At 70.7% G+C, this 20654-nt stretch carries 18 protein-coding genes; 9 read left to right on the top strand and 9 right to left on the bottom strand.

Going from position 1 to position 20654, the window contains the following annotated elements; all coding sequences use genetic code 11:
• Window positions 1-507: 507 nt before the first annotated feature.
• The 9 genes from AB0A63_RS03475 (at window position 508) to AB0A63_RS03435 (ending at window position 11235) form a co-directional block, all read left to right on the top strand.
• Window positions 508-1434 carry a LysR substrate-binding domain-containing protein gene (locus AB0A63_RS03475; protein ID WP_360384833.1) on the top strand — a complete coding sequence of 309 codons (927 nt, stop codon included), beginning with the start codon at window positions 508-510 and terminating at the stop codon, window positions 1432-1434.
• Window positions 1435-1912: 478 nt separating this feature from the next.
• Window positions 1913-3424 (top strand): aromatic amino acid ammonia-lyase, encoded by a 1512-nt coding sequence (locus AB0A63_RS03470; RefSeq protein ID WP_360384831.1) that lies wholly within the window; start codon window positions 1913-1915, stop codon window positions 3422-3424.
• Window positions 3421-4188 carry an L-tyrosine 3-hydroxylase gene (locus AB0A63_RS03465; protein ID WP_360384829.1) on the top strand — a complete coding sequence of 256 codons (768 nt, stop codon included), beginning with the start codon at window positions 3421-3423 and terminating at the stop codon, window positions 4186-4188. Before AB0A63_RS03470 ends, AB0A63_RS03465 begins: the two co-directional genes overlap by 4 nt.
• On the top strand, window positions 4185-4871 hold the full coding sequence (locus tag AB0A63_RS03460; protein WP_360384827.1) for an O-methyltransferase: 687 nt from the start codon (window positions 4185-4187) through the stop codon (window positions 4869-4871). The genes AB0A63_RS03465 and AB0A63_RS03460 overlap by 4 nt, the downstream gene beginning before the upstream one ends.
• A 37-nt stretch (window positions 4872-4908) precedes the next feature.
• Complete coding sequence (locus AB0A63_RS03455) at window positions 4909-7140, top strand: SDR family NAD(P)-dependent oxidoreductase (protein ID WP_360384825.1); 2232 nt, start codon at window positions 4909-4911, stop codon at window positions 7138-7140.
• Complete coding sequence (locus AB0A63_RS03450) at window positions 7137-8171, top strand: alcohol dehydrogenase catalytic domain-containing protein (RefSeq protein ID WP_360384823.1); 1035 nt, start codon at window positions 7137-7139, stop codon at window positions 8169-8171. Before AB0A63_RS03455 ends, AB0A63_RS03450 begins: the two co-directional genes overlap by 4 nt.
• 86 nt (window positions 8172-8257) lie before the next feature.
• Window positions 8258-9163: a nuclear transport factor 2 family protein gene (locus tag AB0A63_RS03445; protein WP_360384821.1), complete on the top strand. Its 906-nt coding sequence runs from the start codon at window positions 8258-8260 to the stop codon at window positions 9161-9163.
• A gap of 31 nt (window positions 9164-9194) precedes the next feature.
• On the top strand, window positions 9195-9845 hold the full coding sequence (locus tag AB0A63_RS03440; protein ID WP_360384819.1) for a hypothetical protein: 651 nt from the start codon (window positions 9195-9197) through the stop codon (window positions 9843-9845).
• Entirely contained in the window at window positions 9754-11235 is a 1482-nt protein-coding gene (locus AB0A63_RS03435; protein WP_360384817.1) for a multicopper oxidase domain-containing protein, read from the top strand. Before AB0A63_RS03440 ends, AB0A63_RS03435 begins: the two co-directional genes overlap by 92 nt.
• Before the next feature lie 65 nt (window positions 11236-11300).
• Here the strand turns inward: AB0A63_RS03435 and AB0A63_RS03430 are convergent, their stop codons facing one another.
• The 9 genes from AB0A63_RS03430 to AB0A63_RS03390 form a co-directional block, all read right to left on the bottom strand.
• A complete protein-coding gene (locus tag AB0A63_RS03430) occupies window positions 11301-12443 on the bottom strand; it encodes a hypothetical protein (RefSeq protein ID WP_360384815.1) in 1143 nt (380 codons plus the stop codon).
• A gap of 81 nt (window positions 12444-12524) precedes the next feature.
• Complete coding sequence (locus AB0A63_RS03425) at window positions 12525-13865, bottom strand: glycosyltransferase (protein WP_360384813.1); 1341 nt, start codon at window positions 13863-13865, stop codon at window positions 12525-12527.
• 268 nt (window positions 13866-14133) lie between these two features.
• Window positions 14134-15153, bottom strand: a complete 1020-nt coding sequence (locus AB0A63_RS03420; RefSeq protein ID WP_360384811.1) for an NAD(P)-dependent alcohol dehydrogenase — start codon at window positions 15151-15153, stop codon at window positions 14134-14136.
• Window positions 15154-15242: 89 nt separating this feature from the next.
• A complete protein-coding gene (locus AB0A63_RS03415; protein ID WP_360384809.1) occupies window positions 15243-15854 on the bottom strand; it encodes a TetR/AcrR family transcriptional regulator in 612 nt (203 codons plus the stop codon).
• Window positions 15855-15900: 46 nt separating this feature from the next.
• Window positions 15901-16365: a nuclear transport factor 2 family protein gene (locus AB0A63_RS03410; protein ID WP_360384807.1), complete on the bottom strand. Its 465-nt coding sequence runs from the start codon at window positions 16363-16365 to the stop codon at window positions 15901-15903.
• A 146-nt stretch (window positions 16366-16511) separates the two neighbouring features.
• Complete coding sequence (locus tag AB0A63_RS03405) at window positions 16512-17501, bottom strand: hypothetical protein (RefSeq protein WP_360384805.1); 990 nt, start codon at window positions 17499-17501, stop codon at window positions 16512-16514.
• Complete coding sequence (locus AB0A63_RS03400) at window positions 17498-18727, bottom strand: cytochrome P450 (RefSeq protein ID WP_360384803.1); 1230 nt, start codon at window positions 18725-18727, stop codon at window positions 17498-17500. The genes AB0A63_RS03405 and AB0A63_RS03400 overlap by 4 nt, the downstream gene beginning before the upstream one ends.
• Window positions 18724-19008, bottom strand: coding sequence for an acyl carrier protein (locus AB0A63_RS03395; protein ID WP_360384801.1), 285 nt, complete (start codon window positions 19006-19008; stop codon window positions 18724-18726). Before AB0A63_RS03395 ends, AB0A63_RS03400 begins: the two co-directional genes overlap by 4 nt.
• The gene (locus AB0A63_RS03390; RefSeq protein ID WP_360384799.1) at window positions 19005-20639 is read right to left on the bottom strand and encodes an AMP-binding protein; all 1635 of its coding nucleotides are present in this window, start codon (window positions 20637-20639) and stop codon (window positions 19005-19007) included. Before AB0A63_RS03390 ends, AB0A63_RS03395 begins: the two co-directional genes overlap by 4 nt.
• Between the last annotated feature and the right edge of the window lie 15 nt (window positions 20640-20654).

Genomic DNA, 20654 nt, shown 5'->3' with positions numbered 1-20654 from the left:
CTCGTCGGCGGGCGGGAGAGCTGTGCGGTGACCGCTGCGGAGAAGGTGCGGTGCGGCTCGGTCTCTATTTCATTTCACGTTTCCCTCGTGTCCAAGTCCGGTTTTCGACCGGTTTATCGATGTTGCATCATTCGGATTTTAATTCATGAGTGTGCTGCTGTGGTGCTGCAGAGCGGATGTTTGACCGCGAATAATCTGCGCCGGTCTGCGCTGTCGATGCTCCGAACGGCTGGTCTGCTGATGCGCTCGTCACAGGTGTGTCATCTGTCGAGGTCGGCCGCTTGCCGGGCGGTGCACCGAATTGAGAGCGCTAACATTCTCCAGCGGTTGCGGCACCCGGTCGAAGTGGACATACTGTTGCTGGCTGACAACTGAACGTCATCGTTTGGAAGGGCTCGCACCGCAGTTGCGCGGGCGGTTCGAGACTTTCGAACAGGCTGTTTTGTTGCCGGTCGTGGAGTGCGAAGTCGGCGAGCCGTTGTTGTGGCCGGGTGATTGAGGTTGTTGATGGCGAGCAGGGTGGAACTCCGGCACCTCAGGTACTTCGCCGCAGTTGCCGAAACCTGTCATTTCGGTCAGGCGGCCGAAAAGCTGAACATGGCCCAGCCTGCTCTGTCACACGCCATTCGGCAGTTGGAGGACGAGCTCGGCGTGTGCCTTCTGGCGCGGACGACGCGACGGGTGGAGCTCACCGAGGCGGGCCGGTTCTTCCTCGACGAGACCCTGAACACGCTGAGCCGGATCGATGCCGGGGTCGACGGCGTCCGGCTGCTGGGAGAAGGTCAGACGGGACTGCTCCGGATCGCGCTCACGGGATCGGCCGCCTTGGCGCACATGCCGTTCCTCGTCCAGACGATCCGGAAGCGGTTGCCCGGCGTCGAGTTCGAGGTGCACTCGGACCTCTCGACAGAGGAGCAGTGCGTCAGGCTCCGGGAGGAGACGCTCGACCTCGGGGTCGTGCACCCGCCGGTGCACTGCGAGGACGTGGAACTGTTCCCCGTCCGCGACGAGCGGTTGGTCGTCGTCCTCCCCGTCGACCACCCGCTCGCGGAGAGGCAGTCGCTGAGCGTCGCGGCCCTCCGCGACGAAGCCTTCATCACCGAGGTGAAGCCGGAGGCAGGGATTGCCAAGGCGGTGCTGCAGATGTGCCTGAAGGCCGGCTTCAGCCCGAAGCGCAAGCACGTGGTCTCGAACATGCCGACGCTCCTCGCGCTGGTCGCAGCCGGGCTCGGAATCGGTGTGGTGCCGGAGTCCGCCCGTTCCATCCCCTTGTCGGGCATCACGGTCCGGTCCCTCGAGGACGGGGCGAACGTGGGGATCGCCCTGGCGTGGCACAGGTCGCAGTGTTCGCCCCTGATGACCAACGTGCTCAAGGCCTTCGGCGCGCACTGGCCGCAGCGCGAGCAGTGCGATGACACGCGGGCGGCCGGCTGAGCACCGGACAGAAGCCTTGTCCGCCCCCTTCCCCTTCGTTGCTGCCCAGGCGTCTGCAAGTACCACCAACACTTGATCAAACCGCCGCTAACCCTCCGGTCAGTCGCGTCGAGGCCGCTCTACACCACGAAGTCGTTTTCCCGCAACGGTTGTTCGTCGACGAACGCCCTGCGGTCGACAGGCGACGGCGGGAAGTGCCGCGCGGAAGTCGCTTGTGGACAGTGTCGGCCCGTTGCGGCTCGCGGTCGTCGTTCCGGTAGCTGGAATGTCCGGTTGTGCGACGGCTCCGCGGCTACATACTTGCGACGAAAATCGTTACGCGGACAGGGTGAGAGTGCTTCTCGAGGTGGGAAGTCGCTTCGCCGGCGGCCCACCTCTTCCGGTGAACAGCGCGACCACTTCGGACGGCCGCTGACCTGACCAACGTGGCTGATGACGAGCTCCAACCCACTTCGGCCGAACTAGGGGCGATGACACGATGAGCCCGATTGATTCCGCGACCACCACCCTCGATCTCTCGGCTCCCGTGGAGCTGGCCCACCTGGAGGCCGCGGCTCGGCCGATGCGCATCACGTTGCCCGCACAGGTCGTGGCGGACGTCGAGCGCGGGCGGCGCTTCGTCGAGGCGACCCTGGCGCGGTCCGAACGCCCGGTTTACGGTGCCACCACGGGATTCGGGCCGCTGGTCGTCTTCGACGGCCGGGAGAGCAGCACCGCGCAGTGCGACAACGTGTTGCAGCACCTCACCGTCGGACAGGGGCCCGACCTGCCGGTCCCCGTCGCCCGCGCGGCGGTGCTCGTGCGTGCGCGGTCCCTGGCCCGCGGCTTGTCCGGCGCGTCGATGTCCACGGTGAACGCACTGGCCCGGATGCTCGACAGCGGCTTCGCCCCCGCCATACCGACCTGGGGCTCGGTCGGAGCCAGCGGAGACCTGGTTCCCCTGGCGCACGCCGTGCAGAGCCTGCGCGGGCACGGGTACGCCTACTTCGACGGCGATCGGATGCCCGCGGGCGACGCCCTGCGCGCGGCGGGCCTGGCCCCGCTCGAGCTGGACGGCCGGGACGCGCTGGCGCTGGTCAACGGGACGTCGGTGACGACGGCGGCCGCCGGGCTTGCGGTGCTGTCGGCGCAACGTTCCCTGAAGGTCGCGGTCGCGCTGACGGCGGCACTGGCCGACCTGCTCGGTGCGACGCCCGCGTTCCTGGCACCGTCCCTGCTGGAGGCGTTCGGTCATCCCGAGGCCGAAGCGGCCGGCCGTGAGCTGTCGTGGTGGCTCGGGGGAACCACGCCGGTGGCGGGGCGGCCGCTGCAGGAGCCCTACAGCATCAGGTGCGCGCCGCAGCTGCTCGGCGCTGCCCGGTCGGCGGCCGGGTGGTCGGCCCGGACCGTCGCCGACGACCTGCGCGGGGTCAGCGACAACCCGCTGTTCTTCCCGGACGAAGACCTCGTTGCGCACGGGGGGAACTTCTTCGGCCAGCCCGCCGCCTTCGCCGCCGACCTGCTGTCCTCGGCGATGACCCAGGTCGGCAACCTCGCGGAGCGGCAGGTCGACCTGCTGGTGGACCCCGGCCGCAACGGAGGGCGGCCCCCGATGCTCGCGGCCGAGCCGGGCAAGCAGCACGCGGTCCAGGGCTTGCAGGTGCTGGCGACGTCGGTCGTCGTGGCGATGCGCCGGGCGTGCACGCCCGCGGCGATGCAGAGCATTCCCACCAACCTGCACAACCAGGACGTCGTCCCCTTCGGCACCCAAGCCGCGCTGACCGCCTACGAGCAGGCCAACCTCCTGCGGCTGCTGCACGGCTGCCTCGGCGTCGCGGTGCGCCAAGCCGCCCACATCGGTGATCGCGAGCCGACCGCGCCGCACTGCGCGGGCCTGGTCGCGGCGCTGGCCGAGCGGGTCGCGCCGATCACCCACGACCGTCCGCTCGACGAGGACATCCGCGCGGCTGCCGATGCGCTGGACGAGCACGTCGCGGAGGTGCTGTCGTGACCGCTCCGCCGCTGCCCCGGCTCACCGTTCCGCTTCCGCAGAACCCGCTCGCCCCGTGTGCCTGGCACCCCGGTGACGTCGACGAACCCGTCGGCCCGCCGCCGTCCGACAGCGAGGCGGAGTTCGCCTGGTACCGCTGGTTGCTGGGCCACCACGGTGCCTTCTGCGTGTGGCGGCTGCTCTCGGCCGCGCTCGGCCGCGGTGACCTCGACGAGGCCGCCGTCCTGCACGACACCTACTCGGCGCTGCTGCTCTACTCGGGCAGCTGCCGCCCCGAGGTCTACCTCTCGGTCATCCGGCCGCGGATGGCGGCGCGGCACCCGGCGCTGAGCGGGACGTGGGCGCGCGACCACCGCCACGCCGCTGCGCTGCTCGCCGGAGCACGGCCCGCACCGGGGTCGGCGCTGAGGGCGGCGGTGAAGTTCAACCGCCTCGTGCACATGACGGTGGCCGCCCGGCTCGTGCCGGTCGGCGGGTCGCTGCTGCGCGATGCCGGGCGGGACGTCCACCAGGCGCCCACCGAGGACGAGCAGGCGCTGCTCGACGACTTCTTCCTCGTCGACCGGGCCCAGGTCTGCGCGCACGTCTTCACCGCCGCGCTGCGGGCGCGGGTGGCGGCGCTGCTGGCGGACCTCGCGACGCAGCCGGTGCACGCGATCTACGACCGCGACGCGGTGAACCACTTCCAGACCGACCTGCCGGTGCACATCGCCCGCCTCGTCCCGATCGCCGAGGCGGCTCTCGCGGACGGAGCCCACGCATGACGACAACAGCGGAACAGCCCGACAAGGCGGTGCTGCTCACCCCGCAGGTGCTCGAGTACGTCCGGGGTCAGCTCCCGCCGTTCACCGACGTCCAGCGCGAACTGATCGACGCCACGCTCGCCCTCGGCCAGGTGGCCGAGATGCAGGTGCCGCCGGAACAGGGAGCGCTGCTCACGTTGCTGGCCCGGCTGACCGGCGCCCGCGTGGCGGTCGAGGTGGGGACGTTCACCGGGTACTCGACGCTCGCGCTGGCCGAGGGCGTGGGGCCGACCGGTCGGGTGATCACCTGCGACGTGACCGACCGCTGGGCGGGGATCGCCACCGCCGCCTGGGCCAGGGCCGGTGTCGCCGAGCGGGTGGAACCGCTGCTCGGCCCTGCCGCCGACACCCTGCGCGGCCTTCCGGAAGAGCCGTTCATCGACTTGGCCTTCCTCGACGCCGACAAGGCCGGCTACCGCACCTACTGGGAAGAGCTCGTGCCCCGGCTGCGCCCCAACGGCCTGATCGTGGCCGACAACGTGCTCTACGCCGGCGAGGCAGCCTCACCCGGCGCGGAAGGAAACGCCCGCGCCATCCGCGAGTTCAACGAGCACGTCCGCAACGACGACCGCGTCGAGTCGGTCCTGCTGACCGTCGCGGACGGACTCACCCTGGCTCGCAAGAAGGGCCCGGGGGAGCGGTGAGGACCGGACGGGGAGCCGCTGAAGTGCCGGTGCGGCCGTGACGGCGGCCTGGGAGGTGCCCGCCGACGCACACCTCGGCGACTACGTGCTGCGGCCGGGCGCCGCGGACGACGACCGGGTCGCGGTGGTGGACCGCTCGCGGGGCGGGCGTCTCGAATGGACGTACGGACGGCTGCGCGCGGCCGTCGCCGGACTCGCGGCCTGGTTGCGCCGGTCGGGGGTCGGCGATGACGACACCGTGGTGGTGCTCGCCGAGAACAGCGCCGAGTTCGTGGTCGCCTACCACGGCATCCTCGCGGCCGGTGCCGCGGTGCTCGCGCTCGACCCGCGGGACACCGCCGAGCGGTGGCGTGCCGCGATCGACGGCACCGGTGCCAAGGCACTGGTCGCGGAGACGGCCCTCGGACCGCCGGAGGTCTTGCTGCCGACCGTCTGCGTCGGCGCCCCCACACCGAACGGCACGCCGTGGGACGAGGCAGTGGCCACGCCACCTTTGCCGCTGTCTCCGCGCGGAGGCGACCGCACGGCAGTGCTGATGAGTTCCAGCGGCACGCTGGGCGCACCGAAGCTCGTGCCGGTGTCGCACCGCAACCTGACCGCCAACCTCGGGCAGATCGCCCACCTGCACCGGGTGCGCGACGACGACGTGGTCCTGTCGGTGCCGCCGCTGCGGCACGTCTACGGGATGCAGATGGCGATGAACCCGGTGCTGCGGGCGGGCGCCACCCTGGTCATCGGCGCGACCCCGTTCTCGGCCGCCGACTTCACCCGCGACGTCACCGAGGACGGCGTGTCGCTGGCGTACCTGGTGCCGAGCGTGGTGACCGAGCTCGGTGCGACCGGCCAGCCGCTGCCGTCGCTGCGACTGGTCGTCTCCGGTGGTGCACCGCTGCCCTCGGTGGACGCCGACCGCTGCGCCGCGGTCCTCGGTGTCCCGGTGGTGCAGGGGTTCGGGATGACCGAGGCGGGGTGCGTGAGCTTCAGCCCGGACGGCGTCGAGGTGCCGCCCGGCTCCACCGGCGTGCTCGTCCCGGGCACCGAGGTGCGGTTCACCGGCGGCACGGAGCCGGAGTCGGGCGAGCTGTGGCTGCGCGGGCCGCAGATCGCCCGCACGTCGGCGGACGCGGACGGCTGGCTGCGCACCGGCGACCTGGTGAGCCGGGACGCGCACGGCTTCCTGCGGATCACCGGCCGGGCGAAGTCGCTGATCAAGTACAAGGGCCACCAGGTGTCGCCGGCCGCGCTGGAGGAAGTGCTCACCGGCCACCCCGCGGTGGCCGAAGCCTGCGTCGTGGGCGTGCCCGACCCGGTCGCAGGGGAGGTCCCGAAGGCCTACGTCGTGCTGGCCGAGCCGGTGCCCCTCGCGGACATCACGGCCCACGTCGCGGACCGCGTCGCACCGCACGAACGGGTGCGGGCCATCGAGCGGGTACGGGCGATCCCGCGTTCCTCGACCGGCAAGCGGTTGCGGCCTCCGGCGCTGCGGGTGCTGGTCACCGGCGGCGGACGCGGGCTGGGACGGACGTTCGCGCAGGCGCTGGCCGCCGCCGGGCTGTCCGTCGCCGTCGCGGGCCGCGACCGGGACGCCCTGGAGGAGACCGCCGACGGAATCCGGCGAGCCGGTGGAACCGCGACCTGGGTGTGCCTGGACGTGACGGACGACGATTCGGTGGCCCGCGGGGTCGACCAGGTCGTGGCCGAGCTGGGTGGCCTCGACGTGCTGGTGAACAACGCGGGTGTGGCAGGGCCGATCGGTCCGTTGTGGACGGTGGATGAAGCTGAGTGGCGGCAGACCTCCGAAGTCGGGTTCTTCGGGTCGGTGCGGGTGACGCGGGCCGTGCTGCCCTCGCTCACCGGACGCGTGGTGAACGTGGTGAGCCGGGCCGGCGCGGTCGGCTGGCCGCACGCCAGCGCCTACGCGGCCGCCAAGGCGGGGTTGATCTCGGTGACAGCGAGCCTGGCCGGGGAGCTGGCCTGCTCCGCACGGGTTGCGGTGGCGTTCGACCCCGGCCTGGTCGACGCCGGCATGACCCGGTCCCACCTCGACCGCGGCCGGACGGGGAACCGCTGGGAGGACGACATCCTGACGTGGACGTTGCAGGCCCGGCGGTCAGGGCGTTTCACGGCCGCCGAGGACGCCGCAGCCGCGCTGGTCTCCGTCGTCACGGGCGCGGCGGACCACCTGTCGGGCCGGTACGTCCGGACGGACGACGTGCTGCCGGGAGGGCCGGGTTCGATCAGGTCAAGCCGACGAGAGGTGTGCTCATGAGGGCTGCGGTCCTGCGCGGAAAGCACGAGCTGACCGTGGAGGCAGTCCCCGACGCGGCGCTCCGGGCCCCCGGTGACGCGGTCGTCCGCGTTGTCGTCGCCGGGATCTGCGGCACGGACCTGCACGGCTACCACGGGCTTCCCGGTCCGGTCACCGGTCCTCGCTGCGGGCACGAGTTCGTCGGCGTGGTCGAAGACGTCGGCACCGAGGTCGCCACACTCCGCCCCGGGATGATGGTCGTCGCCCCGTTCAACTTCGCCGACGGAACCTGCTCGGCGTGCCAGGCCGGTGTGCACAGCGCCTGCGCCGCGGGTGGCATGTTCGGTGTGGACGGTGACGGCGCACAGGCCGAAGCGGTCCGCGTCCCCTTCGCCGACGCCACCCTGGTGGCGGTGCCGGTGGACGAGGACGACGAACGGCTGCCCTCGCTCCTCGCCCTCACCGACACGATGGCGACCGGCTTGCACGCCGTCCGGACGGGCCGGGTCACGCCGGGCTCGTCGGTCGCCGTCCTCGGTGACGGGCCGGTCGGGATGTGCGCCGTGCTCGCGGCGAGGGAAGCGGGAGCAGGCCGGATCATCCTCGTGGGCAGGCACGAATCCCGGTTGGGCAAGGGCCGCGACTTCGGTGCGACGGACACCTTCCTGGCCCGAGGACCCGAAAGCGTTGCCGAATCCATCGATTTCGTTCGCGCGGCCACGCAAGGGCTCGGCGCCGATGTGGTGGTGGAGTGCGGTGGTGGTCCGCAGGCGCAGAACACGGCTTTCGCGCTGTGCCGGACCGGCGGCACAGCCTGCGTGATGGGCAGCCCGCCGATCGGCGACGTGACGCCGGTCTTCTTCCGCGGAATCACCCTCACCGGCGGTCTCACACCGGCCCGCGCCTACCTCCCCGAACTCGCCGAACGGGTGCTGGCCGGCACGCTCGACCCCGGTTCGATCTTCGACAAGGCGGTGAGCCTGGACGACATCGCGTCCGGCTACGAGGCGATGGCCGCACGCACGGCCACCAAGGTGCTCGTGCGGCCCTAGCGCAGTCACATCTTCCACAATCGCAGGAAGCGAGAACCAAGATGCCGAAAAGGACCTACCGATCCCGGACCCGCTGGCGTGCGGTGGTGCCGGTCATCCTCTCCGTCACCGTGATCGCCGCCTTCAACCCGGCCGTCACCGCCGCACCCACCCAGCACCGGCAAGGCGCGTTCGAGTCGATCGCCACCCCGAAGGAAAGGGCGAACAGGGCGGTCGTCCTCGGCCTCTACTCCGCGCTGAACCGCGGGGACCTCGGCCACCTCGACAGGGTGGTGCGCCCCGACCTCGTCCAGCACTACCCGGCGATCGCAGACGGCCGGGCCGCGTTCCGGGCGTACCACGCGGGCCTGCGGAACCAGAACCCGAACCTCCGTTTCACCGTGAAGCGGACCATCGCCCAGAACGACCTGGTCGTGGTGCACAGCCACTTCGCAGGGAAGCCCGGCGACGCGGGTGTCGCCAAGATCAACCTCTTCCGCCTCGACCGGGGCAGGATCGCCGAGCACTGGGAGGTCAACGAGGCGGTCCGGCCGGTGAGCATCGGCAACGACATGTTCTCCACGCTCAGCTCGCCGAAGATCTCCCAGTCGCTGCCGTTCGCCACGGACGCCGAAAGCGAACGCCTCGGCCGGGCCGCCTTCTCCGAGATCGTCAACCAGCCCGATGACGAGCTCCGCCTCCGGGCGCTGGACCGCTACATCGGGGACAACACCTACTACCAGCACTTCCCGGACGTCCCGAACGGAACCGAGGCACTGCAGCAGTTCCTGCACGCCGCGTACGCCGCGCAGCCGGACTACCGCGCCAACGTGAAGACCGTCGTCGCAGAGGGAGACCTGGTCGCGGTCTTCGTCCACCTGGAGAAGCTGTTCGACATGGAGAACGGCGTAGGTGTCGACCTGTACCGCGTCCGTGGCGGGAAACTGCTGGAACACTGGGCCGTCCTGCAGCCGATTCCGCCGACTTCGGCCAACCCCAACACGATGTACTGATCCGAAGGACGCGGGCGGGAAAGGCGGCTCCATGCAGGACGAACTCGCACTCCGGCCCGCGTCCTCGTCATCATCGGGCCGTGGCCGGCCCACGACTCCACTGGCTCTGCTCGCGATCGTCCTCGCGGCGGTCGTCGCCTGGCAGATCCGGGACTGGTCGTCCTACTTGGACGTCAGGCCGCGGCAGTCGTCCCTCCTGCCGGCCGGTGCCGGGCACCACGCGGGAACAGGGGGCGGGGCCCTCGCCCCACCTCCCGCCATCGTTGCGCACGCCGTCCCCAACTTCGTCGGCATCACGCTGCTCGCCGCGCACGTGACGATGGCGATCGTGGTGCTGGCCGGCGCCGCCACCCGGCGGTGGGCGGCGACCAGGCGCATCACCGCCGCGCTGGTCTTCGCGGCGACGGCGGCCGTCCTCAGCGCCTCGGTGACGATCCCCCTGGCGGGACTCACCGTCGGCAACGCGATCTCACGCGGCAACACGATGTCCGCGGCGATCACCGTGTTGCAGCACTCGTTCGTGCTCTCCCTGCTGGCCGCGGTCGCCCTCCACCCGCGGATCGCCCCCCGACTCCCTGAAGGTGATCGACGTGCTGAACAGAAGAGATGCGATCAAACTCGGTTCCGTCGTCGGCGCGGCCCTGGTCTTCCCGGCGAAGCAGCTGGCCTCCGCGTTCTCTGACGATCCGCCGGAGGTGCCGCCCTTCTCACTGCCGCTGTCGATCCCCCCGGTGCTGAAGCCCACGCGGAGCACGGCGGACACCGACTTCTACGACATGCGGATCGCGGAGACCGAGCTGGAGGTCCTCCCCGGCATCCGGACCAGGACGCTCACCTTCAACGGGAGCTTCCCCGGCCCCACCCTCCGCGCCCGGCGCGGTCGCGCCGTCGTGGTCCGGCAGTTCAACGGCCTGTCCGGCCCCGCCACCGTCCACCTGCACGGCGCGGACGTCCCGGCGTCGAGTGACGGGCATCCGATGGACCCGATCGCGCCCGGCCGGTCCAGGGAGTACCGGTACCCGAACGACCAACGGGCCGCGACGCTCTGGTACCACGACCACACGCACCACCTCGAAGCTGAACGGGTCTACCGCGGCCTTTCCGGCGCGTACCTGCTGTCGGACCCCGTGGACGCGCTGCTTCCATTGCCCAGTGGCGAGTTCGACGTTCCCCTCATGCTCAGGGACGCGAAGTTCGACAGCAGGGGCCAGCTCGTCTTCGTGCCGGACGACTTCCTGAACCGGCCGACGGTGCTCGTCAACGGACGGCCGCAGCCCTACTTCGAGGTCAAGCGGAAGCTGTACCGCCTCAGGCTGATCAACGGCTCGAACCTGGAGATGTTCAAGTTCCGGCTTTCCACCGGAGCGCCGTTCCTGCAGATCGCGTCCGATGGCGGCTTCCTGCGCGTGCCTGCGGCGCGGCAGGAGGTCGACGTCTGGCCGGCGGAGCGCGCCGAGGTCCTGGTGGACTTCCGGTCGGTTCCGCCGGGCACCGCCATCGCGCTGCAGAACGTGGCGGCCCTGTCCGAGGACAAGCGCGACGTCCTGCAGTTCCGGGTCGGCGACGGGGGTGCGTGGGCCAAGCCGGAGATCGCCATCCCCGGCTGGTCCCGCGCGCGGGTTCCGTCGGTGGGGGGACAGATCCCGGGATGGCCGGCGCACGACCCGCTGCGCGGCCGGGTCACGAGAACCCGCCGTTTCGTCCTGCGGCTCGACCTCGAGCGCGGCCAGTTCGTCATCAACGACCAGGGGTTCGACCCGGACCGCGTGGACGCGACGATCGAGCACGGCTCGACCGAGATCTGGGAGGTCGTGAACGACGACGCCGCTCTCGGCATCCAGCACACGCTGCACCTGCACCTCGTGCAGTTCAGGGTCCTCGACCGGAACGGCAAGCCCGAGCCCGCCTACGACTCATACCCGAAGGACACCGTCCGCCTGTTCCCCGGCGACGTGGTCCGCATCCAGGCGACGTTCGACTCCCACCTCGGCCGGTACCCGTTCCACTGCCACTTCCTCGACCACGCGACCCACTCGATGATGGGCCAGTTCGAGGTCGTGCCGAGACGATGAGGGAGCTGGACGCGGGTGGCGACCGCACTGCCGGTCACCACCCGCGTCCAGCTCGACGTGGGAGCTCAGTCCGACCTGTCCGGACGGTTGCGCCCCAGTGACTCGTGCGCGGAGACGAACTCGTTCGCGCACTGGGCGACCGCGCAACCGACCTCGCCCGCCAGCAACACCGCGGCGATGATCTCGGCGAGCTTGGCCACCTTGCCGGCGCCGGCGCAGCCGACCATTCCCAGCGTCGCCTGGAAGGCCGGCAGGCCGGTCCCGCCACCGACCGTCCCCACGACGAGCGTCGGCAGCGTCAGGGAGACCTCCCAGTCGCCACTGCTCGTCACGCGCGAGTCCACGATTCCCTTCGCGCACTCGCCCAGGTAGGCCATGTCCTGCCCGAACGCCTGGAACAGGCCGGCCATGCCGTTGGCGACGTGGATGTTGAGCGATGAGCTGCCGTGCAGCGCGAGCGTGCTCCGGTAGGCCTGGACGTACCGGTCCAGCCGCAGCACGTCCGTCCGCCCCTGCGAAGCCACGACGTCCGCCGGGAGAACCGCCCGAGCGGTCACCGACTTGCCCTTCAGGCGTGCCGGGATGGGCTTCTTGTCCTCCGGGTACGGCAGGAACTCCTCCAGCTCGATGCCGCTGTGCCGGACGACGTGCTCCGAGACCGCGGCGATCGCCTTGCTCGCCATGTTGCTGCCCATGGCGTCACCGGTGGTGAACTCGACGGAGACCAGCACGGTGGAGCCGGCGTGGTCGAAGCTGAGGCGCTGCGCACGCAGATGACCGCTGGTGCTCTCCGCCACGGCGAGCAGCACCTGCTCCTGGGTCCGGCACCACGTCACGAGGTCCTGCGCCGCGCGGAGGCTGCTCACCCGGTAGTGGATGCCCCGCAGGAAGCGGTCGGCCGTCACGACGACCTCGCAGCCCCCCGACGCCTTGAGCATCTTCGCACCGCGGCTGTAGGAGGCCACGAGGGTGCCCTCCAGCGTTGCCATGGGGACCACGAACTCGCCTGCGGCGTGTTGCCCGTTGACCAGCACGGGACCGCAAAGCCCGAGGGGTACCGGTACGGCGCCGACGAAGTTCTCGACGTTGCCCGCGACGTCGCTCTCGGTGAGCGTCGTCTCCAACGCCGTGATCAGCTCCTTGTCGTCGGAGAGCAGTTCCGCCAGCAAGTTCTGCCGGTGACGCTCGCTGGTGCGCGAGATGTGCATCTTCACATGCCGTTCTGCTGAGTGTCGGTAGGCCTCACCTGGTGCGCCGGTCCCGCGCGAACGTTCCCGGCGTCCCGCAGGTCAGGAGTGGAGGAGATCGCCGACCGGACCGGTTTCCTGAGAAATCGGGGATTTACCCGCACTGTCGACGATCTCGGTGATGGTGCGAAGCGCGTCGTACTCCGCGTACTCGGCTTGCAGCCGTTGCGCGGCGGCGCGGTAGCTGTTGTCGCGCAGCACCTCGTTCACCGCTGCGCCGATGTCAGAGGCGCGCGGCCGGCCCGTCGCGAGGTTGATGGCCGCGCCGGTCCACGCGGCGTGCGCGGTGGCGTCCTTCTTCTCCTCGGTCTCGCCCGCCAGGACGAGCGGCACACCGCGGCTGAGGGCCATCTGCATCCCGCCGAACCCGCCGTTGCTGACGAACACGTCGATGTGCGGGAGCAGTTGCGTGTACGGGATGTACTCCGCGGCACGCACGTTGTCCGGCAGGGCGCCGAGGTCGCTCACCGGACGGCCGCCGGTGGTGGCGATCACGAGGCAGTCCTGGCCGGCCAGGGCCTCGATCGTGGGCAGCATCAGTTCGGAGTAGTCGTCATTGCTGACGGTGCCCTGCGAAACGAGCACCACCTTGTCGGCGTTGAGCACGTCGTCCCACCACTGCGGCAGCGGCACGTCCTGGTGGTCGGCCTCCCACGGCACGCCCACGAAGCGAACCGAACCGGGGAGGTCGCTGCGCGGGTACTCCAGGGAGGGGATGGACAGGTGCAGGCACTCGTCGGGCACCACGACCTGGGCGTCGAAGTAGGACGGCAGCGTGCCGGTGCCGCCGCAGTCGCGGACCAGCTGCTCCGCGAGGCTTTGCGCTGAGGAGAACGCCGCGCGCACCTCCGCGTTGAGCCGGGCGTTGCGCTCCCGTCCGCTCGGCGACGCGTCGGGCGGCAGACCCATCCCGAAAGGCGCCGTGTCCACGCTGTACAGGGGAAGCACCGTGACACCGAGACCGAGCACCCGCGCGGGCCGGATGCCCGGCGCGCCCAGCTGGATCGGCCACAGGCCGGTGAAGTACATCTCGTGCAGCACGACCGTGGGCGTGTCCGGTTGCTGGGCAAGAACTTCCTGGATCGCCTCGTGCTGCTCCCGCATGGGCTTGGCCAGCACCTCGGTGAGGTAGACGGAGATCTGCTCGACACCGGGCGCGGCGGCGACGAGCTGCGGGAAGGTCTGGTACACGTTCGGGCCGTCGTAGTCGGCGTGCCCCTTGAGCGGGTGGAAGGTGGCGCCCGTGCTGAGAACCGCGTCGCGCAGGTTGGTGCCGGTGACGAAGGTGACGTCGTACCCCCGGGCCACGAGGTGGGCGGCGATGGGGCGCAGCGGGTTCACGTGTCCGGGAAAGGGAATCGCTGCCATGACCACGCGCGTCATACCTTGACCTCCGGAGGTGTGTTTCGGGGAGAAGCCCGTCGGCGGACGGTGCCGGAATCTCGGTCGCCGACTCGTGCAGGGCGCCCGGGAGATGACCGCCGTGACCGGCGAAGAGAAACCGGGTCGGCGCTTTGCTGGTTCACAAAACTCCCTCATCGGTGTGCTCTCCGAATATTGCCCTCGCGTCAGTGGTGAACAAGGCGTCATTCCGCCTTGTGGAACAACAAGACCGTCAATTTTGACGTGATACGAGTGGCGTGGGCTGTTCTCAGGTGAAGTCGACGACGGCGCGATAGCGCACGTTGCCCTTGCGAACCCGGTCGAGTGCCTGTTCGAAGTCGGTCAGCGCGAACGTCTCCACTTCAGGACGGATGGCGTGGCGGGCCGCGAAGTCGAGCATCTGCCGGGTCTCCGTCACCGTCCCGACGATGCCTCCGGTGATCTCCTTCGCCTCGGACACCAATCCCAGGGCCGACACGGAGATGGGCCGCTCCGGCACCCCCGCGATGCAGAGACGGCCTTGTGGAGCAAGGATTCCCAGGTAGTCGTCCCAGGGCAGGTCACCGGAGACGGTGGACAGCACGAAGTCGAACGAGCCGGCCGCCGCCCGCAGGGCTCCTGGCTCCCGGGAGGCGATGAAGTCCGTGGCGCCGAAGCGTTCGGCGTCGGCCTGCTTGTCCTTGGTGGTCGAGATGGCGGTGACCGCGCAACCCCACCTGGTCAAGAACTGGAGCGCGAGGTGGCCGAGGCCGCCGATGCCCACGACGGCGACGCGGTGCGTCGGGAGTACCCGGTTGGCGAGCAGCGGTGAGAACACCGTGGTGCCGGCGCACATCAGCGGTGCGGCGTGTTCGGACGGCATCGAGTCGGGGATCGGGTGGACGTGGCGCCAATCGCTCGCCCTGACGTGGTGGGCGAAGCCGCCGCGGTCGCCGCGGAGCACCAGGGCGTCGCGACGTGGGCACAGGTTGGTGCGCCCGCTGAGGCACGACTCGCACCGGAAGCACGACCCGGCGAGTGCGCCGACGCCGACGCGCCGCCCGATCGGCAACGCCGCCTCGTCGACGGCGGAGCCGATGGCGACCACCTCGCCCACGACCTCATGTCCGGCCACGGCCGGGAACCGCGCAAGGCCCCACTCGTCGTCGATGGCGGCGAGATCGGTGTGGCAGATGCCGCCGTGTGTCACGCGCACGTCGACCTCGTTGGGCCCCAGCGGTCCCGAGTCGTACTCGTAGGGCTGCAAGGCGCCGCCGGCGGTGCGGGCCGCATAGGCGATGACCTTCATGGTGAATTCCTCTCAGGACAGCCGATGGCGACCGATCACCCGTGCGGTGATCGGTGGAACTGGTGGACGTGCTCTCTGCGGAGCCGGGATCAGCCTTGTTCGCGGGTGATCGCAGCGAGGACGACGTGCTGCACCGCGTGGACGGTCATGGGAAGTGCGCCGGGGTCCCTGCTGATCCGGTGGATGCCGGCGCGGACGGCGCCGGTCAGGAGGTCGACGGTGAGCGAGACGTCGTCGACCGCACGGAACTCGCCGGTGCCGATGCCGTCGCGGACGACGTTCTCCACCTCGGTCACAAGGGCGGTGAACGGGTTCTCCCGCCCTGCTGGGAGCTCGGCGACCAGCGGTGTGGAGTTGGGGAGGAACATCAGGCGCATGGCGTGGTTCGTGGAGGCCGACAGGATCGCTTCGATGATCGTGAGCATCCTGCCGGCAGCCGGTTCCGCGGAGCGTGCGGCGATCGCGGACACCTGGTGCGCCAGCGGGCGGCCGGCCCGCCGGGCCAGTTCGAGGACCAGCTCGCGCTTGTCGCCGGCGTAGTTGTAGAGGGTGTTGCGCGCGAGTCCTGCCTGCGCGGCGATGTGGCCCATGGTGATGGAGTCGTAGTCGCGTTCGAGCAGCAGCTGCCGCACCGCCTCGGTGAGGTCGGCCCACACCACCTCGTGGTGTTCCTCGATGGTGGCGGCTTTGATCCGCGGCATCTGCTCGTTCTCCTCGGAAAGCCGGCTCCGGCCGGATGACCTCGTCCTACGCCGTCGGCACGGCGTCCGGCAGCCGGGGCTGGTTCTCCTGGTGGATCGCGGTCAGCGTGACGTGCGTGAGCCGCCAGCCCTCCGGCGTGCGGATCGCCTCGTTGTCGTAGAAGCCGACCACCAGCCACGGACCGGCGCCATCGGCGGTGAGCTCGTCCGGCAGCCAATGCTCGGCGCGGACGTGGGCGTGAATCCTGGCCTTGTCGCCGTCGATCTCGATGACATGACCGGTGATGGCGTGGTGCGTCGCCTTGAACGCCGCGAAGCTCGCACGGAGGACCTCCACGTACTGGCTCAAGGCGATCGTCATCGGCGGAGTGCCCGTGACGGACGAGAAGTCGAACGAGACCTCGTCGGTGTAGACCCGGCCGGGCAGCGCGTCGAACTCCTTCAGGTCTGCGATGTCGGCGTAGTGGCTCATCACTTCGATGAGCTCGGCCCGATCGTTCAGCGTGGTCATGTGTGTGTCCCCGTTCCCGTGGTCTGCATGTTTACGACGATCTGTCGCAAACATTACGACAGTCTGTCGCAAACAGCAACCTGGGGAGGACGGGAGAGCGTGGTTCGACCGGAGCGTGCGCCCGTTTGTCTGTTGTGGACGGACGATCAGCACCGCTCGACGACGAGCGCGGTCGCGGTGAACCCGGCGCCGAGGCCGATGAGCAGGGCGCAGTCGCCGATGGCCAACCCGTCGAGGCGGAGGAGGTCGTCCAGGTTGGCGATCGTGTCGCCTGCACCGAGGTGACCTGTGGTGTCCCCGAACACCACGAGACGGTCGCGCACGGCTTCGGGCAACACCGGGAGCACGGTGTACCTGATGGTGTCCGGACGCAACCGCGCTGTGCAGACGACTTGGATGCGATCGGCGTCGTGCAGGTCGGCGTCGGACAGCGCTCGCTGCACCGCTGTGGCGACGGTGGTGCGGATTTCCTGGGCGGTCGTGCGGAACTCCAGCAGGGCGGCGCTGTTGTCGAGCGGGGGTGGCAGCGGCCGGAAGGGGTGGAACCGGGGGAAGGCGCTTTCCAGCCGGGGGTTGCCGGCCCGGCCGGTGGCCAGCACGGCCAGCGGGCCCCGGTCGCGGTGCAGGAGCGCGGCGGTGCCCCCGTCGCCCAGCACCACCTCCGGCGCGGTGCGCCAGCGGTCGTAGGGCAGCTCGCGGGTGTCGGTGCCGGTGCACGCGAGAGCGTGGTGGGTGTCGGGTTCGGTGAGCAGGGTGGTGATGGCGGCGTGCAGCGCCGCGTCGCCGCCGCTGGACATCTGGCTCAGGCCGACGGCGACGGCGTGGGTGGTCCCCAGCGCGGCGGCGAGCCGGTGTGCCGGGGACGCGGGTTCCTCGTCGGTCGCGGACATGCCCGCGTAGGCGAGGAAACCGATCTCCTCCGGCGTGATCCCGGCGGTGGGGAGCACGTCTCGGCAGGCGGTCAGGCCGAGTTGCCACGCCTGCTGCCCGTCGGCGACCGCGACCTCGTGGCAGACGGCCGACCGGGCGTCGATGTCGCTGAGCGTGCCCGCCGTGACCGCATCAGCGGCGCGGGACCGTCCTGCGGGCAGCCAGGTCGTGGCGGCGGAGATGCGCACCCGTCCGGACACCCTCATGCGCGCACACCGCCGAGGTCGACGGGCATCGACTCCAGCCTGCGGTCGAACACCATGTCGCTCCAGCACAGCTCGTGCGGGTCGACGGCGAGCCGCAGCCGCGGGAAGCGGAGGAACAGCGAGCGGACCGCGACGGTGATCTCCATGCGGGCCAGTGGCGCGCCGATGCAGCGGTGCACGCCGCTGCCGAACGACAGGTGGCTGGGCTCACCGTCGCGGTGGGAACGGACCACGTCGGGATCGTCGTAGACACGAGGATCGCGGTTGGCAGCGGCGAGCGACAGCAGCACGGTCGCGTCCTTCGGGATGACGACGTCGCCGACGCGGACGTCGGCGGTGGCGAACCGCCAGATCGCGAACTGGAACGGCGGGTGGTGGCGCAGCAGCTCCTCCACGATCCGCGCGGTGGACGCCTCGCTGCCCAGGGCCTCAGCACGCAGGTCCGGCCTGGCGCCGAGCGTGGCGGCGCCGTGGGCGATGGCGGTGGCGGTGGTGGGTGGTCCTCCCACGAACAGCGCCATGACCGTGCTGAGCAGGTCGCGCACCCCGACGGACTCCGACCGGGCGAGCAGCATGGAGATCAGGTCGTCGCCGGGGTCGTTCCTGCGGTGTTCGACCGTGGCGAGGACGAGGTCGACGAGCTCGTGGTAATAGCCGATCATCTCGGGGCTGTCGGTGGGCTTGCTGGACAGCAGCTCGCGCAGCAGCGCGGCGGCGACCGGCGTGTCCGCGGGGCGCAGGCCGAGCACGGTGCTGATCACCGTGACGGGGACCTGGTTGGCGAAGGCGGTCATCAGGTTGACCGGCCCGCCACCCGCGGCGGCGCCTTGGTGCTCGAGGTGGTCGAGCTGCTCGTGCACGATGCGGTCGACGGTCGCGCGCCAGCGACCCACGGCACCGCTGGAGAGCTCGGCGTTGACCAGCGACCGCAGCCTGCGGTGCTCGGCCCCGTCGGTGTTGAGCATGTGCCGTCCCGTGGAGCTGAGGGTGTCCTCGGGAACGCGCCGTCCGCCGAACTTGTGCTCGGGCGAGCTCAGCAGCCGGGGGTCGACAGCGAGCCGCTCGTCGCGCAGGCAGGCCCGCACGTCGTCGTACCTGGTCACGAGCCAGATCGGGAACCCGTTGGGCAGCTGCACCCGCTGCACGGATGCGGCTTCACGCAGTCGCGCGTAGTAGGCGGTGTTGGTGTCGTCGTCAGGCAGCGAGACCAGGGTGGGCAAGCTCATGACCGGTCCCCCTCCACAGCCGCGGCCTCGGCGGACTCGACCAGTGCCGCGAGCTGCGCCACCGTCCGCGCGGTCACCAGGTCGTCCTCGCTGAGCTTGACGCGGCTCGTGTTCTCCACGGCGGTGATCGCGTCCAGCAGCCGCAGCGAGTCGACGTTGGGCAGGTAGGCGAGCCGGTCGTCCGGCGACAACTGGTCGGCGGGGATCTCCAGCACCCTGGCGAGCTCCTGGACCACCACGGCCAGCGCGGAGGACTCGTTGCCGTGCACCGGTCCGGTCATGCCGCGTTCTCCTCTCCGAACAGGCGGCGGCGGAGCTCGTCGCGCTTCCACTTGCCGCTGGTGGTGCGGGGCAGCCAGCGGCGGTCGACGGTGCGCACGTCGGCGTCGGTGATGCCGAGGCGTTCACCGACGGCTCGCCGCACGCCCTCGGCCACCGCCGCCCGGTCGGTTTCGACGGTTTCCACGACCACGACCACCCGCTCTCTTTCCTGGTCGGCCACCGCGACGCAGTGGCGCTGGTAGACGCCCGGCACGTGCCGGGCGACGTGCTCGACCTCCTCGGCGTGGACGTTGCGGCCACGCACGATGATCATGTTCTTGTGCCTGCCCGCGACGTGCACCTCCCCGCCCAGCAGGAAGCCCCGGTCGCCGGTGCGCAGCCAGCCGTCGTCCAAGACGCCGGAGGTGGCCGCGGGGTCATCGGTGAGGTAGGCGTCCATGAGGCTGGGGCCACGCACCTGGAGCTCGCCGACACCGGCCTCGGGCAGGACGGTGCCTCCGGCGTCGACGACCCTCACTTCGGTGCCGGGCAACGGGGGACCCTGCGACACGATCGTCCAGCCGGAGTCCCCGGTGACGGGCACGACCCGGCCGTCGGTGGCCGCGGCCCGGTCGAGCGTGATGGTGCGAGGTGCGAGCGCCGGCAGGTCGATGGTGATGCCGGCGCAGTACTCGGCCATGCCGTAAGCCGGGGTCATCGCGCCGGCCGGCAGGCCGTGCCGGCCCAGCACCTCGGTGACGGCGCGGACCGTGGCCGGGGAGACCGGTTCACCGCCGTTGAGCGCCAGGCGCCAGCGTCCGAGGTCGAGCCCGTCGAGCTCCGCGGTGCGGGCGGCTTCGGCCAGCCGGTCGTAGGCGAAGTTCGGTCCTGTGCAGATCGTGACGCCGTGCTCGCCGAGGTAGCGCAACGCGTCCACCGGGCGCCGGATGAACGCCGCCGGTGAGACGAGGTGGGTGTCGAACCCGGCACACAGCGAGATCAGCAGACCGATCATGCCGAAGTCGTGGAACAGCGGCAGCCACTGGTAGCCGACGTCGGCCGGGGTGAGCTCGCAGCGTGCGACCGGGGCGAGGACGCCGTTGAGGACGGCGCGGTGGGACAGCACGACGCCCTGCGGCCGGGCGGTGGTGCCGGAGGTGAACTGCACGACGGCGCGGTCATCCGGTCCGGGGGTGTGCGTGGTCGGGACGCGGGTGGCCGGCGGGCACCGGTCGGCGTTGACGACGCGCAGTCCGGGGCACCGGCGCTGCAGCGGTTCGAGCGCGGCGGCGAAGAGGTCACCGGTCACGACGTGCCGGATGCCGACGGTGCGGATGAACGCGGCGAGGTCGTCGGCCATGCTGTCGACGTCGTGGGCGACGGCGGGCAGCGGTAGCACGCTGACGGCGGCGCCGGTGGTGAGCACGCCGAGCAGCGCCGGCGGGAAGGACGGAACAGCGGGCAGCAGCACGCCGACCACCTCGCCGGGTCCGGCACCGGCGGCGAGCAGTGCGGCGGCGACGCCGTTGGCCCTGGGGCCGAGTTCGGCACGGGTCAGGACGGTCGTGGACTCCGGGAAGAACATCCGACCGCGGTCACCGGGTGCGCAGTTGATCGCGTCCACGAGCGTGCCGGAAATGTCGATCGCCATGCGTTGTCCCTGTTG

The sequence above is a fragment of the Lentzea sp. NPDC042327 genome, assembly GCF_040647275.1.
GTDB lineage: Bacteria > Actinomycetota > Actinomycetes > Mycobacteriales > Pseudonocardiaceae > Lentzea.
Note: the sequence above shows the minus strand (reverse complement) of the source record. Positions and strands in the feature narration are given on the sequence as shown.

Coding starts and splice junctions, on each gene's coding strand:
- AB0A63_RS03390 (WP_360384799.1), bottom strand. CDS start 20,639: ATGGCGATCGACATTTCCGGCACGCTCGTGGACGCGATCAACTGCGCA.
- AB0A63_RS03395 (WP_360384801.1), bottom strand. CDS start 19,008: ATGACCGGACCGGTGCACGGCAACGAGTCCTCCGCGCTGGCCGTGGTG.
- AB0A63_RS03400 (WP_360384803.1), bottom strand. CDS start 18,727: ATGAGCTTGCCCACCCTGGTCTCGCTGCCTGACGACGACACCAACACC.
- AB0A63_RS03450 (WP_360384823.1), top strand. CDS start 7,137: ATGAGGGCTGCGGTCCTGCGCGGAAAGCACGAGCTGACCGTGGAGGCA.
- AB0A63_RS03415 (WP_360384809.1), bottom strand. CDS start 15,854: ATGCCGCGGATCAAAGCCGCCACCATCGAGGAACACCACGAGGTGGTG.
- AB0A63_RS03425 (WP_360384813.1), bottom strand. CDS start 13,865: ATGACGCGCGTGGTCATGGCAGCGATTCCCTTTCCCGGACACGTGAAC.
- AB0A63_RS03470 (WP_360384831.1), top strand. CDS start 1,913: ATGAGCCCGATTGATTCCGCGACCACCACCCTCGATCTCTCGGCTCCC.
- AB0A63_RS03420 (WP_360384811.1), bottom strand. CDS start 15,153: ATGAAGGTCATCGCCTATGCGGCCCGCACCGCCGGCGGCGCCTTGCAG.
- AB0A63_RS03460 (WP_360384827.1), top strand. CDS start 4,185: ATGACGACAACAGCGGAACAGCCCGACAAGGCGGTGCTGCTCACCCCG.
- AB0A63_RS03440 (WP_360384819.1), top strand. CDS start 9,195: ATGCAGGACGAACTCGCACTCCGGCCCGCGTCCTCGTCATCATCGGGC.
- AB0A63_RS03405 (WP_360384805.1), bottom strand. CDS start 17,501: ATGAGGGTGTCCGGACGGGTGCGCATCTCCGCCGCCACGACCTGGCTG.
- AB0A63_RS03475 (WP_360384833.1), top strand. CDS start 508: ATGGCGAGCAGGGTGGAACTCCGGCACCTCAGGTACTTCGCCGCAGTT.
- AB0A63_RS03410 (WP_360384807.1), bottom strand. CDS start 16,365: ATGACCACGCTGAACGATCGGGCCGAGCTCATCGAAGTGATGAGCCAC.
- AB0A63_RS03430 (WP_360384815.1), bottom strand. CDS start 12,443: ATGCACATCTCGCGCACCAGCGAGCGTCACCGGCAGAACTTGCTGGCG.